Below are 20,007 nucleotides of genomic sequence, written 5' to 3' on the forward strand. Positions count from 1 at the left end.
ATGTCTCCGGCATTAGCTGGAGCGGGTATTCTTAGGGGCTATGAGCCTCGCACATGCATCCGTTTCCGTGCTGCGCACCTGCCTTGTCCAGGTGGTGCGTGGCGCTGATGCATTCGCGCTGCGATTGTTGCAGCGCACCGAATATGCGTTGGAGCAATCGCTCTCGACGGGTTTCCACTCTGCAAGGCGCGATGTGCTCGGCGCTGCGCTGCATAACCTGCAGCAGCACCGGGCTTCGGTGATCAGCAGCTTCCCGCAGAACTTGCTGGAGGCGCTGGTACTGTCAGCGCGCCAACCTTTTTCCTTTTCTGCACAGACGCTGGATACCGTCACTGGCCGGCTTTTGCCATTGGCGGCCATGGCCGAGTCGGCCAGCCGTCAGCTCAAGGCCGAGCACAAGATGGTGCAGATGGTCGAGCCCCAGGTCGAGCTGGCGCTGGCCGATCTGGATGCGTTGATGAGCGGCGCTCAGGGACTTGAATCCGCTCGGCCAGAGTGCAATCCGCTGCGGCTGGAGAACTATGTACGCGCTTTGAGCCAGTCGTTGACGGCTGTTCAGCCCGCCACGGAAGTGGCCGATTGCTGGCATGAATTCATGTCGCAGCAGCTGGGCTCGATTCTGGCTTCTGAATATTCCCGTGCTGCCAATTTGCTGCGCCAGCATGGCGTGCAGCCTGCCCGCTATGGTGCGGACGGCGACACCCGGCCTCAATGCCTGTTGACTTTGCGGTTATTGCAGGAGTTGGCCTCAGATCTGCGCTGGATTGATGATTCGCGCTGCACCGTGCCCCAGTCGCTGACGGACTCCATGCTGGCGGGTTGGCCGGCGACAGAGCCGGCCTCTATCGCGCCTGTGCAAGATTCTGGGCTGGAGCCGGGCTGGACTTCCTATTCGGCCAATGCGCTGCAGACTTCGCAGCAACCCTGGGGACCCGGTGCTCTGAGGGGATTGCAAGCGCCACAGCCCAGCCAGGCGCCCAGTGCTCTGATTCAGATCCGCACGCTGCAGCGCATGATGAGCCATATGACCAGCGACGGCCGCCTGCTGCCGCCGGTGCAGCGGGTCTTGTTGCGGCTTGAACCCATGTTGAGCCAGTTGGTGGCGCAAGACGGTGTTTTCTTTGAAGATCGCTTGCACCCCGCACGGCAGTTGCTGGACGAGCTGACGGCTCGTAGCCTCTGGTTTGCTAGCGAATCTGCTCTGGGATTTGCCCACTTCATCACAGTGGCAGAGGCTGCGGCAAACCAGTTGGCCAGTGCTGGGCAGGCAAATGCCAATGTATTTGCCCGAGTACTGCAATTTGTGCGCGAGCAGTGGCCGCCGGAAGGTCGTATGAGCCGCATTGCGGCTCTGAGTCCGCATACCGAAGTCGAGCATTCCACGCGGCAAGGGCTGATGAGCTCAGCGCTGGGGCTGGTCGATCATCGGATTGCGGGCGCCATCGAGCAGATCAAGCCCGATGCCCTGCAACTGGCGCAGATGATTCGCAGTTTGCCCAGTGCCAAGGGTGTGCCTGAAGATATTCTGGATTTTGTGACCGGCCCTTGGGCGGGTGTGATTGCCCAGGCACAGCAGCGGGCTGAACCAGGGCAGGAGCGCGACCCGGGTGGCTATCTGGCGCTGGTGCCCAGCCTGCTGTGGAGCGTGTCGCCTCAAGCCGCTCAGGATGTGACGCGGCTGGTGGCCATGGCACCCAAGTTGCAGCGCCGTCTGGCGCGAGGCTTGCGCAGCGTGGGCCGCACGGATGTCGAAATCGCCGCACTGGCGGCCCGGTTGGGAAGCCTTCAGCAGCGGGTACTGGATGCGGCCGAGGCTGCGGGACAGTCTGGTTCCGACGAGTTTGCCAGGGCGGATGTGCTCGGTGAGCTGCCCAGCGTGCTGACGGGTCTGGATGGTGCCTCAGAAACCGTGCGCGCAGGGCTGGATATCACCTTGCCGGTACTGACCGACAGAGTCGAAGATGTGCCTGTGGTGACGGTTGCGCGAGAAACGCAAACCCAGGCGGCACACCATTCTTGTGGATCTGTCTTCAAGACAAAGCAGCAGAAGACGGTCGATGCCGCTGTGCTCGAGCCTGAAGCCGTGGCTTCCAGCCCGATGCCCGTGCAAGTCGCCATGGGCCAGGGCAGACCTGTGGATGCTGTCGAATGGCCTTTGGGTACCTGGGTGGAGCTGTGCAACGAGCGCCAGCAACTGCGAACCAAGCTGACCTGGGTCAGTCCGCAACAAAGCCTGTTTCTGTTTACCGCCGAAGACGGAAGCACCCAGTCCATGACGCGCCGCATGCGCGACAAATTGCTGACGCAGGGGCAGTTGCGGCGACTTGAGGCGATGGCCTAGCTGCTTGCGCGCAAATCCTGATAGCTGGGCAGCGTCATCTGGCCATCGATGCGTACCGATTGGGCGAGCAAGACGGCGCGCGCAGTAGCTATGGCCACGGCTTCGGCCGCCAAGGTGCTCAGCGTCATCATTCCCGGCGATTTGCCGCTGCGGCCCGTGCCCAGGGCAAACAGGCTGTCGCCATCGCTCATGGTATGCACGGGGTTGATGGCACGTGCCAGGCCATCATGGGCCACCACGGCCAGGCGATGAGCCTGGGCCTTGGTGATGACGGCGTCGGTCGCTACGACGCCTATCGTGGTGTTGCTGCCGGCCAGAACCGGCTTGGGCTCCTCGCCCGCCAGCAAGGCATCGCGGGTGCCGCGCAATTGCAGGCCGTCTGCCGTGCGTGCCCCGGCCAGCAACTCGCCATTGAAGGGGTTGAATACATCACCTAGCGCATTGCAGGCAATGATCGCTCCTACGGTGACGCCATCGATGGTGAAGCTGGCCGTGCCTATGCCGCCCTTCATCGCGCGCTCATGGCCGAAGACCTTGCCCACCACGGCGCCGGTGCCAGCGCCCACGCTGCCCTCGGCGGGTCGCCCCGTGCCTGAGTCCAGCCCCGCATTCCGGCAGGCGGCATAGCCGGCCGCAGCATCGGGGCGTATGCGCATATCGCCCATCATCACGTCGAAGAGCACAGCTGCCGGCACCAGCGGAATGCGGCCCACACCTATATTCAGGCCCGCGCCTTGTTCTTCCAGCCAGCGCACGGCCCCTGTGGCAGCGTCCAGCCCCCAGGCGCTGCCACCGGCCAGCAGGATGCCGTGGACCTCCTGCACCAGATTGCTGGGGTGCAGCAAGTCGGTCTCGCGCGTGCCAGGGGCTGCGCCGCGCACATCCACTCCACCCACGGCACCCTGAGGGCAAATCACGGCGGTGCAGCCTGTGGGGCGGCGCGAGTCGCTGAAATGGCCGACGGAGATGCCTTGCACACGGCCGATATGGCCTTCGTGTGCGAGCAGATCCTCAATGGCTGAAAAAGCGCTCATGTCAGTACTCCTTGCATTCTTTATATGTTTTTCTGGATAAACAGATGGTTTTTTATTCTTTAGGGTTTGCCCGTGCAAGGTTCATACTTGCTCACATTGTTGCAGCACGGTAAACAAATGAGCGCCGTGCCGCTCACGCGCATCAAATTCAAGGAGTGATCTATGCCTGCCCATTTTTCCTTTGCCGCCAGCCGCCGTGCCGTTCTGGCCACTGCCGCAGTCGCATTGCTGGCGACTGCCGGTGTACCTGCTCTGGCGCAGGATCCTGCCAAGAAGAATCTGCTGATCGGTGCCACCGCTGGCTCCAACTATGACCTGCTGCAAAAAGGCATAGTGCCTCAGCTGCAGAAAAAGGGCTACCAGATCAAGCTGGTCGAGTTCAATGACTATGTTCAGCCCAATCTGGCGCTGTCCGACGGTTCGCTGGATGCCAATTTCTTCCAGCACCGTGCCTATTTCGATCAGTTCACTACGGATCGCAAGCTGGCGCTGACTGCGATTGCTCAGGGCCCGGTGGCACCCATGGGCGTGTACAGCAAAAAGCACAAGTCTCTGGCCGATATCAAGAGCGGTGCCAAAGTGGCTCTGCCCAATGACCCCAGCAACCTGGCCCGTGCATTGCTGGTGTTGCAGCAGGCCGGCCTCGTCAAGGTCAAGGAAGGGGTGAATCCGGCCCGTATCTCCGAGCTGGATCTGGCCGCCAATCCCCACAAGCTCAAGTTTGTGGCGCTGGAGGCAGCCCAGTTGCCCCGCGTGCTGGAAGATGCTGACTATGTGGTCGTCAACGGCAACTTTGCCGTCTCTTCGGGCCTGAAGCTGAGCGAAGCCGTGGTGCTGGAAAAGACTCCCGATCTGTACCTGAACGTGGTGGCCGTGAAGACCGGCAACGAAAACAGCCAGTGGGCCAAGGATCTGTCCGCAGCCTACCGCTCGCCAGAGTTCAAGGCCGTGGTGGACAGCCTGTTCCCCGGCTACTCCAAGCCTGCTTTCCTGAAGTGATCGGGCTGGACTGAAGGCGCCAAGGGCCGCGATGCGGCCCTTTTTCATGCCCGTGGATTGGCTGGTTTTAGATGAAAAGCAAATAAGAGCATGGGTTTTTATTGGTTGGAATTTGCTCTCCCGGTCTGGATACTGCAAAGGCCTCTGCATGGATGCAGAGTCAGACCTTTGGTATCAAAACACAGTACATCAACGAGGAGCAAAGCATGACCACTCTTTTTTCTGTAGCGCACCGCCGCCGCCGTCTTCTGGCCACAACCCTGCTGGCGGTAGCCGCCCTGGCCATGGGCGCCCTGCAGGCCACGGCCCAGGAGGCCGGCAAGAAGCAACTGGTCATCGGCGGCACGGCCGGCTCCAACATCGACCAGCTGCAGTACGGCATCGTTCCCATTCTGCAGAAGAAGGGCTACAAGGTTCGCCTGGTGGAGTTCAACGACTATGTCCAGCCCAACCTGGCTTTGGCCGACGGTTCGCTCGATGCCAACTTCTTCCAGCACGAGGTGTATTTCAATCAGTTCAAGGGTGACCGCAAGCTGGATCTGACGGCCCTGGTGCAGGGGCCGATTGCGCCCATGGGCGTCTACAGCAAGCAGCGCAAAAGCCTGGCCGACCTGAAGGAGGGGGATCGCATTGCCCTGCCCAACGACGCCAGCAATCTGGCTCGGGGCATTCTGCTGCTGCAGCAGGCGGGGCTGGTCAAGCTCAAGGAAGGCGTGAACCCGCTGCGCGTCTCCGAGCTGGATCTGGCCTCCAATCCCAAGAAGATCAAGCTCGTGCCCCTGGATGCGGCTCATCTGCCGCGTGCGCTCGATGATGCGCAGTACGCCATCATCAACGGCAACTTTGCGATTTCCTCGGGCATGAAGCTCTCGGATTCGGTGCTGCTGGAAAAGACGCCCGAGCATTATCTGAACATCGTGGCCGTCAAGACCAAGGACAAGGATGCGCAATGGGCCAAGGACTTGGCTGCGGCCTACAAGTCCGCCGAGTTCAAGAGCGTGGTGGACAGCAAGTTTGCGGGCTATGCCAAGCCCGCATTCTTGCAGTAAGACTCAGCCGACATGGGTCTGAACTTCATGCTCCAGATGGCGCAGCGCACGCAGTTCAATCTGCTGCAGCTGCGCTTTCTGCATTTCTGGCAGGCCCTGCAAAAGCGCAGCGGCACCAAAGTCGCTGAGCACGGCGTGCCCGGTCTGCAGGTTGCACAGGATATTGTGGGCATACAGATCACCATGCAGCAGACCGAGGCCGTGCAGATGGGTGATGGCAGAGCGTATGCCTTGCAGCAATTGGCGGGCTGCGCCGGTTTGCAGACGTAGTTCGGGGTCATAGACATCACGTGTGCAGCTGTCGAAGCTTGGCGGCCCGGCCAGCGGCTGCATGGCTGAATCCAGCAGAGGCAGGGTCGTGGCCATTTGTCCGCCAGGAGCGCCCCAAACCTGCGCCAGTGGCGTCAGCAGATGAGGGTGCTGTCCTGCCGCAATGCCGGCTGCCAGCTCGGATTGCGGCGTGCCGTCGCTGGTCTGGGCGGCCTTGAAAACCTTGAGTGCCAGTTCCTGTCCGTTGAGGCTGGCGCGGTAGATATGGCCGCTGGCGCCTTCGCCCAGCTTGCCGGTGATTTGCAAACTTTGATAGAAAATGGGCTCAATCCCATGCCCTGAAAGCGTATCCAGCTCCTGTTTCTGAGTCATTGGATTACCTGCCAGCGCCAGCCATGCCAGGCGTGGCAGCCGGAAGATGACTTCGGGAGCATCTTCGAAACGGTTGCTTGCAATACGCAGCAACTCCAGAGCCTGGCAATGTTCCAGGCTCTGGGGCAACTGCCTCAGCCGGTTGCACGACAGCATGAGCTTTTGCAGGCGCGCGCATTGGCCGATGGACTCGGGCAGCCGCTGCACCTGGTTGTCCGTGAGAATCAGCCAGCGCAAGCGCGGCGGCAGGCTGTCCTCGGGCACATGCGCGATACGGCAGGCCTTGAAGCCCACCATTTCGAGTTGCGGCATATGGCCCAGCACGCGGGGCAGTTCGGTGAACGGATTGTTCGAGGCAAACAGAATGCGCAGCCGCGCAAAGCGCGTCAGCGCATCTGGCAAGGTGGTGAGCTGGTTGCCGGACAGATCGAGGATCTCCAGCGTATCGGCCAGCTGATAAAGCGCGTCGGGGAACTCGGTCAGCCCATCGCAGAGCCTGATATGGTGTGCGCGGGCCAGTGAGCCATTGGCCAGCCCGGAGTGAAACTGCTCTAGCGTCAACATAGGACGCGCAGTCTAAGCCCTGCGCACCCCATGCACCCAAAACACACAATGCACGGAATGCCTGCATGAAAATCTTCAAAGACCTGCCTACGCTGGTGCAGGTATTGCCTGAACTGACGGTGAGCGGCTGGGTGGATCTGCCCGCCGATGCCGTTGCCCAGCTCGATGCGCCACATCGGCCCCCGCCTGCAGATCTGCTGGCTCGGCCTGCTTTGCGCTTTGTGGTGCGCGATGCAAATGAGGTACCGCGCATGGGCCATAGGCCCTGGATGCCGGTGGCGGTGCTCGCTCAGATGCACTGGCCTTCACCATCGGACGCGGTGGCATGGTCTCGTTTTCTGCAGGCCGAGTTCGAGCGCAGCCAGCGCTTTGTAGAAAACCATGATGTGTGGGATGAGGCCGAGGTGCCCGAGCCGTATTGGCCGCCCGCCGATGCTTCGTTCGATCAGCGGCTGGCCTATTGGCATCAAGGCTTGCAAGCCCATGCCTGGATGGACGAGGAGCCTGCTCAAGCCAAGCCCTTCGGCCGGGCCGAGCTGCGCCTGTGCGAATGGCGCCTGGGTTGCAATCTACCCGAGCCCTTGCGTGACTATCTTTTGCAGCTGGGTGTGCTGGACTGGGCCGAGCGTTTGCTAAGTCCGCGCTTTGATCTACTGGCGCCGGATGCAGACATGGATGCCATCGGTCCGGTGCAAGTCGTGTTCCCGGGCATCGTCGATATTGTGGAAATGAGTACGCCGCAACAGGCTCAGGCCTTGAAGGCGCAGTTGAATGAGTTGGTGGTGTTCGGGGACTACCTGGGCAATGGCAATCTCTGGTGCTTTGACCGCCGCGATGGCTCGGTCTGGTATCTGGACCATGACAGCAGTCCCTTGCTGACCCGCATGTTCGACGATGTGGGCGACTATCTGGACGCGCTGGCCTTGATGTCGCTATGCCGCAGTCACGCCGTGGCCCAGGGGCGGGGTGATGGTGATGAACAGGCCGAGGTGTTGCTGGGCGAGCGCTTTGGGCGGGCGCTGATCAGGAAATGGATGTACTGAGATGAGCATGAAACTGCTCAAGGCCGCTGAAAAAGGCGATATTGCTGCGCTGGAGCTGCGCCTGCAGGACGGTGATGATATTGCCTATGTGCAAAAGAGCACAGGCCTCAATGCGCTGATCACGGCCCTCAATTGCGGTAACGATGCTGCGGCCCAATGGCTGGTGGAGCGAGGCAGCCCGCTGGATCAGGTGAGCCTGACAACTGGCATGAGCGCCACCGCCTGGGCGGCCTTCAACGGGCGCACAGAGATGCTGCAAGTGCTGCGGCAAGCGGGGGCCGATCTCGACAAGACCGGGGATGACGAAGGCCGCACGCCGTATCTTTTGGCCGTGGACCATGGCGCGTGGGCGGCGGTGCGCTGGTTCTGGTCGGCCGGGGTCGACCTCCAGCGAAGAGACGCCCAGGGTCGCAATGCCTTTGACCTGCTGGTGCAGAGCGGTCGTGATGTGCCCGGGGATCTGCTGGAGCGTGTGGCTGGTCATGCGGCCGTACCGCCCACGGGGCGGTGACGGGATGACGACGCCATGCTTGCATGGCATCGTCATCGCCTCAACGGCGAGACTGCATCAGGACGCTGGCTGGATGCGGGTGATGATCAGCGAGCCATCCTTGTCCTCAGCATGGAACAGCACCTTGTCACCGGCCTTGAAAGAGGCCGACTGTGCAGAGCCTGACAGCGCAAACACCATGGTCATGGGAGGCATGTCCAGGTTCTTGATCTCTTCATGGCGAATCGTGAGCTTGCCTGTACGGGTGTCCACACGGGTGATTTCACCGGCGGTCAGCACATCGGCCTGGCCGGTCGATGTGGCTGCCGAAGCATCGGCCATCGCCCCATGGCCTGCGTGCGCCGAGTGATCCTGTGCTGAAGCCGGAGCAGTCAGTGCAATGCCAAGGCTCAGGGCCGCCAAAGTGGTGTGAAAGAGGTTTTTCATCATGTTTTCCTGAATTAAGGGTCGTCAGCCGCGATAGCTGGTGAAGACGGAAGTGCTGACATCGCTGCGCATCAGGCTTTGGGTGACCAGCAGCACGTCGTAGGGGTCTTTGTGGCCACCGTACTCGGGGCCGTCCATGCCGGGGCTGCCAATGGGCATGCCCGGCACGGCGATGCCCAGCGCCTTGGGTTTTTGCTTCAGCAGCTTGTGCACATCGGCGGCAGGCACATGGCCTTCGACCAGATAACCGCCCACCAGGGCGGTATGGCAGGAACCCAGGCGGCCAGGCAGGCCCAGTTTGGCGCGTACGGCGCTGTTGCCCACGTCGTGCACCTTGACGGCGAAGCCAGCCTGCTCCATCAGGGCAATCCAGTCCTTGCAGCAGCCGCAGTTCGGGTCTTTCCAGACCTCCATGGCAATCTTGGCGGGAGCAGCCGCCATTGCTGGCAGCGCAGCCATGCCGGCAGCGGCGGCCAGCAGATGGAGAACGTGGCGGCGGTTGGTGCTTGTCATCGGGAATTCCTTTCTTGCGTTATTCGGTGACGGTGAAACGCCCCGTCATGCCGGCCTGGTAGTGGCCGGCGATCAGGCAGGCGAAGTCGAATTCGCCTGCGCGGTTGAAGCTCCACACCATGTCTTGGGTCTGGCCTGTGGCCACATGGGCCATATAGGGTTCGGCATGCTCCATGCCAGGGTACTTGAGCATCATCTGCGCGTGCTCATCGAGCGATGCCCGGGTGCCCAGCACCATCTCGTGCATGAGAAGGCCTTTGTTGGCCACGCGCAGGCGCAGGGTTTCTCCCTTTTTCACGCTGAAATGACTGGGACTGAAGCGCATGTCGTCCGTCATCTCGATGGTGATGGTGCGCTTGGCCTCCCTGGCCTCGGCCGCAACGCCCCAGGGCTTTTGCTCCTTGATTACGGGAGCGCTGGCATGGCTGTTGTTTCCATGCGCAAAACTTGTAGTGACGCTTGCTGCCAAGGCGCAGGCAGCTATGAAATGAATCGTTTTCATGGGAGTCTCCTTGCGTCAGTGCTGGGGGTGAGCACCCGTGGCGGGGCCGGCTTCGGGTTTGCGTACGGTGGCGGCACCGGGCGCGGTGCCGGGTGTGCTTTGACGGGGGGCATTGGCATCGAAAGGTGCGCCTTGCCATTCATAGGCGCGGGTGCCCTTGGGCTGCTGGTACCAGCCGGGATCGCCATAGTCGTTGGCACCCAGGTTTTTGCGCACCTTGAAGCTGGTGAACATCCCGCCCATTTCGATGGGGCCGTAGGGGCCCTGGCCGGTCATCATGGGGAAGGTGTTATCGGGCAGAGGCATTTCCATGGCGCCCATATCGCCCATGCCGCGCTCGCCCATCAGCATGTAGTCGGGCACGATCTTCTGGATCTTGCCTACCAGGCCGCGGTGGTCCACGCCGATCATGGTGGGCACGTCGTGACCCATGGCGCCCATGGTGTGGTGGCTCTTGTGGCAGTGGAAAGCCCAGTCGCCGGGTTCGTCGGCAATGAATTCCACCTGGCGCATCTGGCCCACGGCCACATCCGTTGTCACTTCGGGCCAGCGGGCGGTCTTTGGCACGGGGCCGCCATCGGTGCCCGTGACCTCGAACTCATGGCCGTGGATATGGATGGGGTGGTTGGTCATGGTCAGATTGCCCACGCGGATGCGCACCTTGTCACCCTGACGAGCCACCAGCGGGCTGATGGCGGGGAAAGCGCGGCTGTTGAAAGTCCAGATATTGAAATCCGTCATCTCGTTGATACGCGGTGTCATGGTGCCGGGCTCGACCGCATAGGCGCTGAGCAGGAAGGCATAGTCGCGCTGCACCTTGTCGATCAGTGGGTGGGCTGTCTTGGGGTGGGTGATCCACAAGCCCATCATGCCCATGGCCATCTGCACCATCTCATCCGAATGCGGGTGGTACATGAAGGTGCCAGGGCGGCGTGCCTCGAACTCGTAGACGAAGGTCTTGCCCGGCGGGATATGGGGTTGGTTCAGGCCGCCCACACCGTCCATGCCATTGGGCAGACGCTGGCCATGCCAGTGGATGGTGGTGCTCTCGGGCAGGCGGTTGGTGACGAAGATGCGCACCTTGTCGCCTTCCACCACCTCGATCGTGGGGCCCGGCGACTGGCCGTTGTAGCCCCACATATTGACGAAAAAGCCGGGCGCCACCTCGCGCACCACGGGCTCGGCCACGAGGTGGAACTCCTTGACGCCCGCATTCATGCGCCAGGGCGTGGTCCAGCCGTTGAGCGTGACCACGCCCTGGTAGGGGCGACCGTTGGGCGGCGTCAAAGGCGCAGCCGTCTCGGCGCTGCCTTGCATGACGGGCTCGGGCAGGGCAGCCATGGCAACCCGGCTGACGGCCATTGAAGTTGTGGCGGCTGCCACTGCAGTGGCAGCGCCAGTGAAAAAGGATCGGCGTTGCATATCAGTGACCTGCTTCGTTGTTGGCAGCGGGCGCTGCGCTGGTGTTGACGGTGGGTGAGGTTCCTGGCGATGTGCCGGTCAGGGCCAGGCGCAGATCGGTCTCGGCCAGCCAGAAGTCGCGCTGGGCCTCGGTGGCGGTCACCACGGCCTGGGTGGTGCTGCGGGCCTGGGCCAGCAGCTGCCACACACTCATGAACATGCCGTTGTAGCGGTAGACGGTTTCTTCCTGCATCAGCTTGGCCAGGGGCAGGACCTCTGCCTGCTGCTGCTGGGCCAGGTCGTAAGCCGTGCGGTAGGCCAGCCAGTTGCTGCGGGCCTCGCTGCGCGCGCGTATGGCGTTGTCGCGCAGCAGCGATGCGCTGCGCAGCACCTGGTTGCGTGCCATGCCGCGCGCGGCAAAGCCCCAGTCAAACAGCGGCAGCGGGACGTCGAACTCCCAGCCCTGGGTCTTGTCGCTGTGGCCGGTGGCTCTGTCCGTGCTGGTGTTGTTGCTGTAGCTGGCGCCGATATCGCCAAAGATGGTGCCCACCGTGGCCCAGCCTTGGCGGCCGGCGGTCACATCCAGGTCGCGGCGCAGCGCGCCCAGATCCAGCCGCTGGCGCAGCGCCGTGGCCTCGGCGTCATCACCGCTGCGCAATTCGGCTGCTTTCGGCAGGGCGGGCAGCTGGGCGGGCAGCTTGTAGGCCAGTTGCTGTCCCCACAGACCCATGCGGCGGGCCAGCTGCTCGCGTTCCAGTTGGGCGTTCAGACGCGCGCGTGCCAACTGGGCGGCGGCCTGTTGCTGCTGGGCCAGTTCTCTGGCCTGGTCCATCTTGCTGAAGTTGCCGACCTGGGCCATGCGGCGGGCCAGCTCGCCGCCCAGGGCCGCAGCCTCGTGCATGCGTTCGTTGGCGGCCAGGGCTTGCTCGGCGGCCACGGCGCGCAGCCATGCACGGCGCGTGTCTGAGGCCAGCAGCAGCACCTGCTGGGCGGCCGTCAGAGTGGCCTGCTCCATCTGCCAGCCCTGCCAGCGGCTGCGCCAGGGCAGGGTGATGAGCTGCACCAGGCCAAAGCTGAGCTGACGCTCGATCTCGCGCTCGTGGCCGTTGCGAAAGCGGCCGAAGGTAAAGCTGGGGTTGGGCAAGGTCAGGACCTGCACGCGCTGCGCGTCGGCAATGCCGAGCTGCGCCAGCTGGGCCTGCAGACCAGGGTTGTTGAGCAGGGCGATGCGCACGGCGGTGTCGGCATCGACAGGGGTTTTGAGCCAGTCGGCAATCTGGGTCTGCGCATCCTGCAGGGCTTGCGCGTCCGGCGACGGCAGTTGCGCGCCCGCAGGCAGTCTGCCTTCGGTATGTCTGGCCACGTCGCCGCGCAGTCCGTCGGGCGAGATGCTGGCGCAGCCAGCCAGCGCCAGTGCGACGAGCAATGGCGCGGCTTTGAATGCAAGGCGCTTCATGGCTGGCCTCCGTGATGGTGCTGATGTGCGGAAGCAGCGCTGTCCGGGGCTGATCCGGAGGCATTGCCCTGGGATTTCTCCCACCTGAGCAGATCGCCATGGCCGCGCGTGAACTCGCCCACGGCAGCATTGGCGGCCCTCCAGTCTCCGGGCTGGGCGACGATGGCGGCGCTGGCGGCAAGCGGCTGGTGCTGAAGCGCCAGCGTGGGAGCGGCGGGGTTGAAAACGCTGTGACTGCTGGCCGGGGACTGGGCCACCGGGAGAGTCTGCTCGGACGGCTGGGCCAGGAGCGGCGGGCTGACGCCGGCCATGAGCAAAACCATGGCTGTCAAAGAAAGAGGATGCGCTTGGCGCATAGGGGATTCCTGTCGTCTAAAACCGGGAGAAAGTCCGCAGTTTTGAGCGTTTTACGGCTCAAACCTAGATAGCAAAAGCGATGGCTGCTATCAAAATGCGGACGCACCTAGGGCGTCAGAGCGCAGAAATCGGTGGTTTGACGAGTTCGGCAGGCGCGGCGCTGGCAAAGCGCGCTGCACCATGGGCCGGCTGGGCGGCCAGGGGGAGGCTGGAGTGAAGCGTCAGCAACTCGGGATTGGCCAGCGTCGAGTGGCAGATGCCGCAGGCCGTGCAATGGCCTTCATGCTGGTGGCAGTCGCTGTCGGCAGCATTGGCGCTGCAGCTGACGGCCCCTGCAGGGCCTGCCTTGTGGGACGCGGCCATGTCGTGATGCGGCTGTGCGTCGGCCACGAGGCTTGCATGCGCGTGGTGCAAAGCGGCTGCCATGGAGGCCACTTCGTCCAGGCTTTGCGTCTGCACCAGCCCATGTCCCATGTGATGGGCCTGGTCGGTGTTCTGCTCCATGGCCATGGCATCGCCTGCCAGACCACGCAGGGCCAGCAGCAAAACCATGAACAGAGAGAAAAAGCGACGCATGAGGTGAATGATAGCGAAGGGCGGGGTTAGTTCCCCGCCTGGTGCAGAAAATCGCAAATTAGATAGCTGCTTGCGCTTGCCTATCAAGATCTAAGGTCGAATTTCATGCGTTTTCAGGCCTGTTCCCCCAATGACGCAGGCGCAGGCCATTGGCGACCACCAGCAGGCTCACGCCCATGTCGGCCAGCACTGCCAGCCACATGCTGGCATTGCCGCTGACGGCCAGAATGAAGAAGCCCAGCTTGATGCCCAGGGCCAGGCTGATGTTCTGCCAGAGCACGCTGTGCGCGCGCTGCGAGAGATCAACCACCTCGGGAATGCGGCGCAGGTCGTCGTTCATGAGCACCACATCGGCGGTCTCCATGGCCATGTCGGTGGCGTGCATGCCGCCCATGGCAAAGCCTATGTCGGCCTGGGCCAGCGCCGGTGCGTCGTTGATGCCGTCGCCTGTCATGGCCGTGGGGCCGATGTCGCGCTGCAACTCGCTCAGGGTCTTGAGCTTGTCCTCGGGCAGCATATTGCCGCGCGCGTCGCTGATGCCTGCTTCCGCGGCTACCGTGCGCACGGTGGCACTGTTGTCGCCGCTGAGGACAATGGGCTTGACGCCCAGTGCCTGCAACTGGGTCACAGCCGCCTTGGCCTGCGGACGCAGCGGGTCGGCCACGGCAAACAGCGCCTGCACGCCCTGCTCATTGGCCAGCAGGGTGACGGTGCGGCCTTGTTGCTCCTGCAGCATCAGCGCGGCCTGGAGTTCGGCACTGTCCCAGCCTTGCTCGCCCACCCAGCGCAGATTGGCCAGCGTCCAGCGTTCACCGCCGATCTGGGCCTGCACGCCGCGGCCGGGCAGGGCCTGCAATTGCTGAGTCGAGGCCTGAGCTTCGGCAAGCTCCTTGCCTGTCTGCTCCTCCAGCCCTTGGGCAATCGCGCGCGATACCGGGTGGTCGGAGCGCGATGCCAGCGCATAGGCACGGGCAGCGGCGTCATCGCTGCTCGCCGCATTCCAGCTCTGCCAGTCCACCAGCCTGGGCGAGCCCGTGGTCAGCGTTCCGGTCTTGTCGAGTGCAATCGCCTTGAGCTGGCGGGCCGACTCCAGCGCGCTGCCACCCTTGATGAGAATGCCGCGCTTGGCCGCAGCCGTGAGCGCGCTGACCACGGTGACGGGGGTGGACAGCACCAGGGCGCAGGGGCAGGCGATGACCAGCAGGGCCAGGGCCTGGTAAGCGGCCTGGTGCCAGCTCCAGTCCAGCAGCCAGGGGGCGAGCAGGCCCAGGGCAATCGCCAGCACGAGAACGATGGGGGTGTAGATCTCGGCGAAGCGGTCGACAAAGCGCTGGGTGGGGGCCTTGGAGGACTGCGCCTGCTCCACGGCATGGACGATGCGTGCAATCAGGCTGTCGCTGGCCGGCGCGGTTACACGCAGGTGCAACTCGCCGTCCTGGTTGATGGAGCCTGCATACAGCTCGTCGCCCGGGCCTTTGTGCGCCAGCGCGCTCTCGCCGGTGATGGGGGCCTGGTTGACCGAGCTTTCGCCCTCGGTGACCAGTCCGTCCAGCGGCACGCGAGCGCCTGGCGTCACGCGCAGCACGGCGCCCAGGGGCACCTCGCTGGCGGCCATGCGCAGGGTGGTACCGTCGGGTTGCAGCACATCGGCAGTTTCGGGCGCGAGTTGCAGCAGGTTGCGGATGGCCAGGCGGGCCTTGTCCATGGCCTGGTCTTCGATGCGCTCGGCAGCCGCATAAAGGGCCATGACCATGGCGGCTTCGGGCCACTGGCCGATGATGAAGGCACCGGTGACGGCCACGGCCATCAGTGCATGAATCCCGAGCCTGAAGCGCAGCAGATCCTTGAGACCGGCCTTGTAGACGCCCAGACCCGACAGCGCTATACCCAGAACGGCCAGTGCCATGCCAAGGTATTGAAGCGTCGAGTTGGCGCCGTCGCCGCCAAACCAGTGGCAGGCCTCGGCCGCCAGCGCCGCCGCCAGAGCGGCGTAGATGCGCGGCCAGCCGGGCAGCACGCCATGGTCGTGAGCATGGTCGTGACCGTCACCCTCATCGTGAGCCTGGCTCTTGGCTGGCTCGCTGATGGAAAACGGTGCGCAGCAGCCGGTTCCGCAGGCCGATGTGGCTGTGGCGGCAATGGGTTTCGAAGTGGCGGGCACATGTTCATGCGGATGTGCATGATCGTGATCATGTGAATGACCATTGTGGCCGCCGCCATGGGCGTGGGTGGACAGGCTTTCTTGCTTCATGGCAGTATTGAAAACAATAAAGTCACTTCAAGGTCAAGCATGTCACTCAATTCGCACGATATTCCGCGCTGGCGCATTGGCGAGGCCGCGAAGCGTTCCGGCATTGCTGCAGCCAATATCCGCTACTACGAGAAGGAGCAATTGCTCTCGCCCGGCATGCGCGAGGACAACCAGTACCGGCTCTATACCGATGGAGATGTTCACAGGCTGCGTTTTATTCGGCTGTGCCGGGCCATGGATATGTCGCTCGACGAAGTGCGCACCCTGCTGGCGCTCGATGGTGCGCGCAAGGCCGATTGCGTGGCTGCCAACAAAACCCTGGACGCCCATCTGGGCCATGTGCGCGAGCGGCTGGCCGAGCTGCAGGCTCTGGAGCATGAGCTGATGCAGCTGCGCAGCCAGTGCGACGGCTCGGACAGCTTTTGCCACATCATCGAGGCCCTGCATGCACAGGCCGATGAGCCCCTGCCCGAGGGCCTGCAGGGCAGTGCTGCGGCAAAGCGCCATGTCTGACAGGCGGCAACTATGGCGGCTGCGCCCCTGTCCTGCAGTGGACGCTATCATTCCTGCATGAGCTGGAGTGAAACCACCATCAAGCTGCCGGGGCGGATCTGGGCCGCGCTGGGCGCGCAGGCCCTGGCGTGGTGGCGCAGCATTTATCTGACCGCCGTGCTGCTCGTGCTGGTGACGTCGCCGTCCAGCTACCACAGGCGCGGGCGGGCCATGCTGGCCCAGCAGATGTATGCGCAGACCGCTCCCATACTCACGGGCTTCACCGCGCTGGCAGCCCTGCTGTGTGCGGTGATTGCGCGCATCGTCATTGTCACCGCACAGAGTTACGGCCTGTCACGCTATGCGCTGGATCTGGTGGTGCGGGTGATGGTGATCGAGCTGATACCGCTGACGGCTGCACTGTTTGTAGCCATGCGCTGCACCATTCCAGCCGGCGTGCAGGTGGTGCAGATGCGTATGCAGGGCCAGCTCGCGAAGTGGAAGACGCAAGGCATTGACCCTGTCCGTGCGGCGCTGGTGCCGCGTGCGGCGGCAGGCGTGTTTGCCGCCATCACACTGGCCGCACTCAGCTGCATCGTGGCCTTGGTCACTGTGTACTTGAGCGTCTACGGCTTCAGCCTGGCCGGGTTTGGTGCGTACACGCGCATCTTTGGCCAGATCTTCACACCGTCGCTGACGCTGGTGTTCGTGCTCAAGACCTGGTTTTTCAGCCTCACGGTGGCCGTCATGCCGCTGGCCTCTGCCATGTATACGCCGGTTGCGCGACATAGGCAGGGCGGGGCGGAGCTGGGAGGCTTTGCACGCATGTTTGCCGTGTTGCTTCTGATCGAGGTGATCTCGCTCATGGGCAACTATTACTGAAAAGGATGAAGCCATGAGCGAAACGCGTATGGCCGAGGAGCAGCTGATCGACGAGGAGTTGCTCAGCCTCAAACCCGTCGCGCATCTGCGCGCCAAGGCAGCCGCGCTGCTGGCGCTGACCCTGGTATTGATTCTGAGTGCGGCCGCTTATCTGCTCTACGCGCGCGGAGTGTTCGAGCCCACGCAGCGTCTGGTGCTGACGGCCGATGACTCCGAGGGCGTGATCGTGGGCATGGACATGACTTTCTCGGGCTTTCCCATAGGCCGTGTGCGCAAGATTGAGCTGGCCGAGGACGGCTCGGTTCGCATACTGGTCGATGTGACCGAGAAGGATGCCCACTGGCTGCGCCAGTCCAGCGTGTTCACGCTGGTCAAGGGCTTGGTGGGCGGCACCACCATCAAGGCCTATACCGGCATGCTGGGCGATGCGCCGCTGCCACCGGATTCCGTGCGGCCCGTGCTCAGTGGCGACGCCACGGCAGAGCTGCCACAGATCATCAATTCCGCCAAAGAGGTGCTGGCCAATGTGGCGGCACTGACCGCCACGGATTCGGCATTGGGCGGATCGTTGGCCGAAGTACGCAAGCTGGCCGAGCGCATGCAGGGGCAAGGCGGCGTTCTGGGGGCGGTGCTGGGCAGCGACGAGGAAGCGAAGAAGGTCGGCCAGATGCTGGAGCGTGCCAACTCCCTGCTCGGGCGCATGGACCGAATGGTGGCGCGCGCCGACAGCCAGGTCTTTGACGCGAATGGCGTCATGCCCCAGGTCAAGGCCACTATGGAGCAGCTCAATGGCTTGCTGGCCGATACGCGCAAAAGCATGGCCAAGGTCGATGCAGTACTGGCCGATATGCAGGTGGTGGGCAGCAATGCCCGCGAGGCCTCGACCGACCTGGGCGCGCTGCGTGCCGAGGTGGAAAGCAATCTGCTGAGACTGGAGTCCGTGCTCAACGATCTGCAGCGCAAATGGCCGTTTTCCCACAAGCCGGAGTTGAAGCTGCCATGAAGCAAAAAACCAAGCAAAAGCAGACTCCAGGCAAATACGGGAGGGCGATGGCTGCTATATCCGTCATAGCGCTGTCAGCCTGTGGCAACCAAGCACCGGCACCGGATTGGGCATTGAGCGCCGAAGCTGCGGCGCAAAAAGCCGCCCAGGCCTATTTGCAGGGGCATCAGCGTGTGGAGGCGCTGCAGTGGCAGAAGGCGCGTGATGCCGTGGCCAGCACCGGCCAACCCGCACAGGCCGCCAAGCTGGAGCTGATGCGCTGCGCGGCGCAGGTGGCCAGCCTGGACTGGAGCAGTTGTCCGGCCTATGAGGCGCTGGCGCAGGATGCGGGCAAGCAAGAGCAGGCCTATGCCCGCTATCTGCGGGCCAGTCCGCAAGCCGGTGATATCGAGCTTTTGCCTGAGGCGCAGCGCGGCGTGGCGCGGCAGCTGCTCGGCGGCGGCGCAGGTGGTACTGCCCTGGCCGAGATCAAGGATCCGCTATCGAGACTGGTGGCTGCGGGTGTGCTGCTGCGTGGCGGCGCGGCCGACCCCGCCCTGCTGCAGCAAGGCGTCGATACCGCTTCGGAGCAAGGCTGGCGCAGGCCTTTGATGGCCTGGCTGCTGCTGCAGCTCAAGGCAGCGCAGCAGGGCGGTGATGTGCAGCAACAGGCGCAACTGCAGCGTAGGCTGAAGCTGCTGGAGACATCTGCACCCAAGTGAACCGGTCGCTCACCGGACTGGAAATAAAAAAGCGAGGCTAAGACCTCGCTTTTTCGGATGGCGAGCCATAGGCCCGCTCTAATCCAGTGCTCAGAAGCGGTGACGGATACCGGCGATCAGGCTGGTGCCGGTCTTGGGGTTGGCATCGGTCACGCGGTCGTACATCAGAGCGGTGTAGACGTCGGTGCGCTTGGACAGGAAGTGGTCGTAGCCCAGGGTCGCTGTGGTGCGGGTGGCATCGGTGGCTGCTTCGTACTTGGTGCGGGCCACGGCTGCCTTGACGGTGCCGGGTGTGCCGGAGACCGGAATGTCCAGACCCAGCGAGTAGGTCTTGCTCTTGCTGTCCAGATCCTTGACCTTGGCCTGGCCGTAGGTAGCGTAGAGCTTCACAACATTGAAGTTGTAGCTGCCGCCGACCATCCAGTCGCTCTTGGTGGGCATGACCGTGCCGCTGCCGGGGTTGGTGATCTGGTCGCGCTCGTAGAAGGCCGTCAGGCTCAGAGGACCGCTGGAGTACAGAGCGTTCACGCCGACGTTCTTCTTGCTCTTGTTGCCAGGAGTCGATTGCTCGCCGAACTGGTAGTAGACATTGGCAGTCAGGCCGCCGAAGTTAGGCGTCGTGTAGACCAGCATATTGCTCCAGCCGGTGTCGGCGGGCGTGGTCAGGCGGGCGCCGCCCCAGGCTGCGGTGGGGGTGTTCGCGTGCAGCACCAGAGGCGAGATGGTGAACGAATCGCCGAAGGGGTTGGTCAGAATGGTGGGCAGGAAGTTGGGCGCCTTGTCGCGGCCCAGGCCGATGCGGCCGAAATTGCCGTTCAGGCCGATGTTGGCATCGCGCGAGAAAAAGGTGTCGCCGGGGAAGCGGCCTGTTTCACCGGTGTCCATGCGCATGAAGGCGGTGATGTTGAAATCGACCTTCAGGCCGCCGCCCAGGTCTTCCGTGCCCTTCAGGCCCCACCAGGAAGTGGTCATGCCGCCGGAGCCAACAACGCCCTTGCGGTCCTGGCCGGCCATCTTGACGGAGCCGGCATACATATCGGCGAGGCCCGTCAGTTGCACATTGCTCTGCGCAAAAGCGGCGCCGGAGCAGGCCAGGGCAGCAGCCATGGCGATAAAAGCGGTCTTCATGAGTGTCCTCTCGAGTTAGATATTGGATTTACGTTTTGAAATATAGCGGGGGTTTGTATACAGCTTGCTCTGCAGTTCCGCGGATGCCGATGAAATCATCTTTTCGGCGATATGACAGTGGTTTTTTTACATCAAG

20 protein-coding genes are annotated in these 20,007 nt (G+C 63.2%); 9 read left to right on the top strand and 11 right to left on the bottom strand.

Annotation, left to right across the window (positions count from 1 at the left end):
* Window positions 1–40: 40 nt before the first annotated feature.
* Window positions 41–2,341, top strand: a complete 2,301-nt coding sequence (locus NOX35_RS08775; protein ID WP_256496360.1) for a DUF1631 family protein — start codon at window positions 41–43, stop codon at window positions 2,339–2,341.
* On the opposite strand, the gene NOX35_RS08780 is transcribed toward NOX35_RS08775, so the two are convergent.
* Complete coding sequence (locus NOX35_RS08780; protein WP_256496361.1) at window positions 2,338–3,375, bottom strand: P1 family peptidase; 1,038 nt, start codon at window positions 3,373–3,375, stop codon at window positions 2,338–2,340. The genes NOX35_RS08775 and NOX35_RS08780 overlap by 4 nt on opposite strands.
* A 162-nt stretch (window positions 3,376–3,537) precedes the next feature.
* On the opposite strand from NOX35_RS08780, the gene NOX35_RS08785 reads away from it, so the two are divergent.
* Both NOX35_RS08785 and NOX35_RS08790 read left to right on the top strand, forming a co-directional pair.
* A complete protein-coding gene (locus tag NOX35_RS08785) occupies window positions 3,538–4,374 on the top strand; it encodes a MetQ/NlpA family ABC transporter substrate-binding protein (protein WP_182286369.1) in 837 nt (278 codons plus the stop codon).
* 206 nt (window positions 4,375–4,580) lie between these two features.
* The gene (locus tag NOX35_RS08790) at window positions 4,581–5,423 is read left to right on the top strand and encodes a MetQ/NlpA family ABC transporter substrate-binding protein (RefSeq protein WP_256496362.1); all 843 of its coding nucleotides are present in this window, start codon (window positions 4,581–4,583) and stop codon (window positions 5,421–5,423) included.
* Window positions 5,424–5,426: 3 nt separating this feature from the next.
* Here NOX35_RS08790 and NOX35_RS08795 read toward each other — a convergent pair whose 3' ends face one another.
* Window positions 5,427–6,629 carry a leucine-rich repeat-containing protein kinase family protein gene (locus NOX35_RS08795; protein WP_256496363.1) on the bottom strand — a complete coding sequence of 401 codons (1,203 nt, stop codon included), beginning with the start codon at window positions 6,627–6,629 and terminating at the stop codon, window positions 5,427–5,429.
* 65 nt (window positions 6,630–6,694) lie between these two features.
* Between NOX35_RS08795 and NOX35_RS08800 the strand changes: the two genes are divergently transcribed.
* Together NOX35_RS08800 and NOX35_RS08805 are read left to right on the top strand one after the other, a co-directional pair.
* Window positions 6,695–7,672, top strand: coding sequence for an SMI1/KNR4 family protein (locus NOX35_RS08800; protein ID WP_256496364.1), 978 nt, complete (start codon window positions 6,695–6,697; stop codon window positions 7,670–7,672).
* A gap of 1 nt (window position 7,673) precedes the next feature.
* Window positions 7,674–8,183, top strand: coding sequence for an ankyrin repeat domain-containing protein (locus NOX35_RS08805; protein WP_256496365.1), 510 nt, complete (start codon window positions 7,674–7,676; stop codon window positions 8,181–8,183).
* A 57-nt stretch (window positions 8,184–8,240) separates the two neighbouring features.
* Here NOX35_RS08805 and NOX35_RS08810 read toward each other — a convergent pair whose 3' ends face one another.
* The 8 genes from NOX35_RS08810 to NOX35_RS08845 form a co-directional block, all read right to left on the bottom strand.
* The gene (locus tag NOX35_RS08810) at window positions 8,241–8,609 is read right to left on the bottom strand and encodes a copper-binding protein (protein WP_256496366.1); all 369 of its coding nucleotides are present in this window, start codon (window positions 8,607–8,609) and stop codon (window positions 8,241–8,243) included.
* Window positions 8,610–8,633: 24 nt separating this feature from the next.
* A complete protein-coding gene (locus NOX35_RS08815) occupies window positions 8,634–9,122 on the bottom strand; it encodes a DUF411 domain-containing protein (RefSeq protein WP_256496367.1) in 489 nt (162 codons plus the stop codon).
* 19 nt (window positions 9,123–9,141) lie between these two features.
* Window positions 9,142–9,624, bottom strand: coding sequence for a plastocyanin/azurin family copper-binding protein (locus NOX35_RS08820; protein ID WP_256496368.1), 483 nt, complete (start codon window positions 9,622–9,624; stop codon window positions 9,142–9,144).
* Window positions 9,625–9,639: 15 nt separating this feature from the next.
* Entirely contained in the window at window positions 9,640–11,046 is a 1,407-nt protein-coding gene (locus NOX35_RS08825) for a multicopper oxidase family protein (RefSeq protein ID WP_182286377.1), read from the bottom strand.
* 1 nt (window position 11,047) lies between these two features.
* A complete protein-coding gene (locus tag NOX35_RS08830) occupies window positions 11,048–12,481 on the bottom strand; it encodes a TolC family protein (protein WP_256496369.1) in 1,434 nt (477 codons plus the stop codon).
* The gene (locus NOX35_RS08835; protein WP_182286379.1) at window positions 12,478–12,837 is read right to left on the bottom strand and encodes a hypothetical protein; all 360 of its coding nucleotides are present in this window, start codon (window positions 12,835–12,837) and stop codon (window positions 12,478–12,480) included. Before NOX35_RS08835 ends, NOX35_RS08830 begins: the two co-directional genes overlap by 4 nt.
* Window positions 12,838–12,952: 115 nt before the next feature.
* On the bottom strand, window positions 12,953–13,414 hold the full coding sequence (locus tag NOX35_RS08840; protein WP_182286380.1) for a hypothetical protein: 462 nt from the start codon (window positions 13,412–13,414) through the stop codon (window positions 12,953–12,955).
* Window positions 13,415–13,517: 103 nt separating this feature from the next.
* Window positions 13,518–15,665 (bottom strand): cation-translocating P-type ATPase, encoded by a 2,148-nt coding sequence (locus NOX35_RS08845; protein ID WP_256496370.1) that lies wholly within the window; start codon window positions 15,663–15,665, stop codon window positions 13,518–13,520.
* A gap of 39 nt (window positions 15,666–15,704) precedes the next feature.
* Between NOX35_RS08845 and NOX35_RS08850 the strand changes: the two genes are divergently transcribed.
* From NOX35_RS08850 to NOX35_RS08865, 4 genes are read left to right on the top strand one after another with little or no spacing between them, the layout of a single operon-like run.
* A complete protein-coding gene (locus NOX35_RS08850; RefSeq protein ID WP_034381187.1) occupies window positions 15,705–16,178 on the top strand; it encodes a Cd(II)/Pb(II)-responsive transcriptional regulator in 474 nt (157 codons plus the stop codon).
* A 57-nt stretch (window positions 16,179–16,235) separates the two neighbouring features.
* Window positions 16,236–17,039 (top strand): ABC transporter permease, encoded by an 804-nt coding sequence (locus NOX35_RS08855; protein WP_182286382.1) that lies wholly within the window; start codon window positions 16,236–16,238, stop codon window positions 17,037–17,039.
* Between the two features lie 13 nt (window positions 17,040–17,052).
* Window positions 17,053–18,042, top strand: a complete 990-nt coding sequence (locus NOX35_RS08860) for an MlaD family protein (protein WP_003063372.1) — start codon at window positions 17,053–17,055, stop codon at window positions 18,040–18,042.
* On the top strand, window positions 18,039–18,743 hold the full coding sequence (locus NOX35_RS08865; RefSeq protein ID WP_256496371.1) for a hypothetical protein: 705 nt from the start codon (window positions 18,039–18,041) through the stop codon (window positions 18,741–18,743). The genes NOX35_RS08860 and NOX35_RS08865 overlap by 4 nt, the downstream gene beginning before the upstream one ends.
* A gap of 90 nt (window positions 18,744–18,833) precedes the next feature.
* Here the strand turns inward: NOX35_RS08865 and NOX35_RS08870 are convergent, their stop codons facing one another.
* Complete coding sequence (locus NOX35_RS08870; protein WP_182286385.1) at window positions 18,834–19,871, bottom strand: porin; 1,038 nt, start codon at window positions 19,869–19,871, stop codon at window positions 18,834–18,836.
* Window positions 19,872–20,007 lie beyond the last annotated feature (136 nt).

It is taken from the genome of Comamonas sp. C11, from assembly GCF_024496285.1.
GTDB classification, from domain to species: Bacteria; Pseudomonadota; Gammaproteobacteria; order Burkholderiales; family Burkholderiaceae_C; genus Comamonas; species Comamonas testosteroni_F.

Excerpts from the sequence above, each read along its gene's own strand:
- NOX35_RS08775 (WP_256496360.1), top strand. The coding sequence starts at position 41 with ATGAGCCTCGCACATGCATCCGTTTCCGTGCTGCGCACCTGCCTTGTC.
- NOX35_RS08785 (WP_182286369.1), top strand. The coding sequence starts at position 3,538 with ATGCCTGCCCATTTTTCCTTTGCCGCCAGCCGCCGTGCCGTTCTGGCC.
- NOX35_RS08820 (WP_256496368.1), bottom strand. The coding sequence starts at position 9,624 with ATGAAAACGATTCATTTCATAGCTGCCTGCGCCTTGGCAGCAAGCGTC.
- NOX35_RS08825 (WP_182286377.1), bottom strand. The coding sequence starts at position 11,046 with ATGCAACGCCGATCCTTTTTCACTGGCGCTGCCACTGCAGTGGCAGCC.
- NOX35_RS08800 (WP_256496364.1), top strand. The coding sequence starts at position 6,695 with ATGAAAATCTTCAAAGACCTGCCTACGCTGGTGCAGGTATTGCCTGAA.
- NOX35_RS08865 (WP_256496371.1), top strand. The coding sequence starts at position 18,039 with ATGAAGCAAAAAACCAAGCAAAAGCAGACTCCAGGCAAATACGGGAGG.
- NOX35_RS08815 (WP_256496367.1), bottom strand. The coding sequence starts at position 9,122 with ATGACAAGCACCAACCGCCGCCACGTTCTCCATCTGCTGGCCGCCGCT.
- NOX35_RS08795 (WP_256496363.1), bottom strand. The coding sequence starts at position 6,629 with ATGTTGACGCTAGAGCAGTTTCACTCCGGGCTGGCCAATGGCTCACTG.
- NOX35_RS08835 (WP_182286379.1), bottom strand. The coding sequence starts at position 12,837 with ATGCGCCAAGCGCATCCTCTTTCTTTGACAGCCATGGTTTTGCTCATG.
- NOX35_RS08850 (WP_034381187.1), top strand. The coding sequence starts at position 15,705 with ATGTCACTCAATTCGCACGATATTCCGCGCTGGCGCATTGGCGAGGCC.
- NOX35_RS08860 (WP_003063372.1), top strand. The coding sequence starts at position 17,053 with ATGAGCGAAACGCGTATGGCCGAGGAGCAGCTGATCGACGAGGAGTTG.
- NOX35_RS08830 (WP_256496369.1), bottom strand. The coding sequence starts at position 12,481 with ATGAAGCGCCTTGCATTCAAAGCCGCGCCATTGCTCGTCGCACTGGCG.
- NOX35_RS08845 (WP_256496370.1), bottom strand. The coding sequence starts at position 15,665 with ATGAAGCAAGAAAGCCTGTCCACCCACGCCCATGGCGGCGGCCACAAT.
- NOX35_RS08780 (WP_256496361.1), bottom strand. The coding sequence starts at position 3,375 with ATGAGCGCTTTTTCAGCCATTGAGGATCTGCTCGCACACGAAGGCCAT.
- NOX35_RS08870 (WP_182286385.1), bottom strand. The coding sequence starts at position 19,871 with ATGAAGACCGCTTTTATCGCCATGGCTGCTGCCCTGGCCTGCTCCGGC.
- NOX35_RS08810 (WP_256496366.1), bottom strand. The coding sequence starts at position 8,609 with ATGAAAAACCTCTTTCACACCACTTTGGCGGCCCTGAGCCTTGGCATT.
- NOX35_RS08805 (WP_256496365.1), top strand. The coding sequence starts at position 7,674 with ATGAGCATGAAACTGCTCAAGGCCGCTGAAAAAGGCGATATTGCTGCG.
- NOX35_RS08840 (WP_182286380.1), bottom strand. The coding sequence starts at position 13,414 with ATGCGTCGCTTTTTCTCTCTGTTCATGGTTTTGCTGCTGGCCCTGCGT.
- NOX35_RS08855 (WP_182286382.1), top strand. The coding sequence starts at position 16,236 with ATGAGCTGGAGTGAAACCACCATCAAGCTGCCGGGGCGGATCTGGGCC.
- NOX35_RS08790 (WP_256496362.1), top strand. The coding sequence starts at position 4,581 with ATGACCACTCTTTTTTCTGTAGCGCACCGCCGCCGCCGTCTTCTGGCC.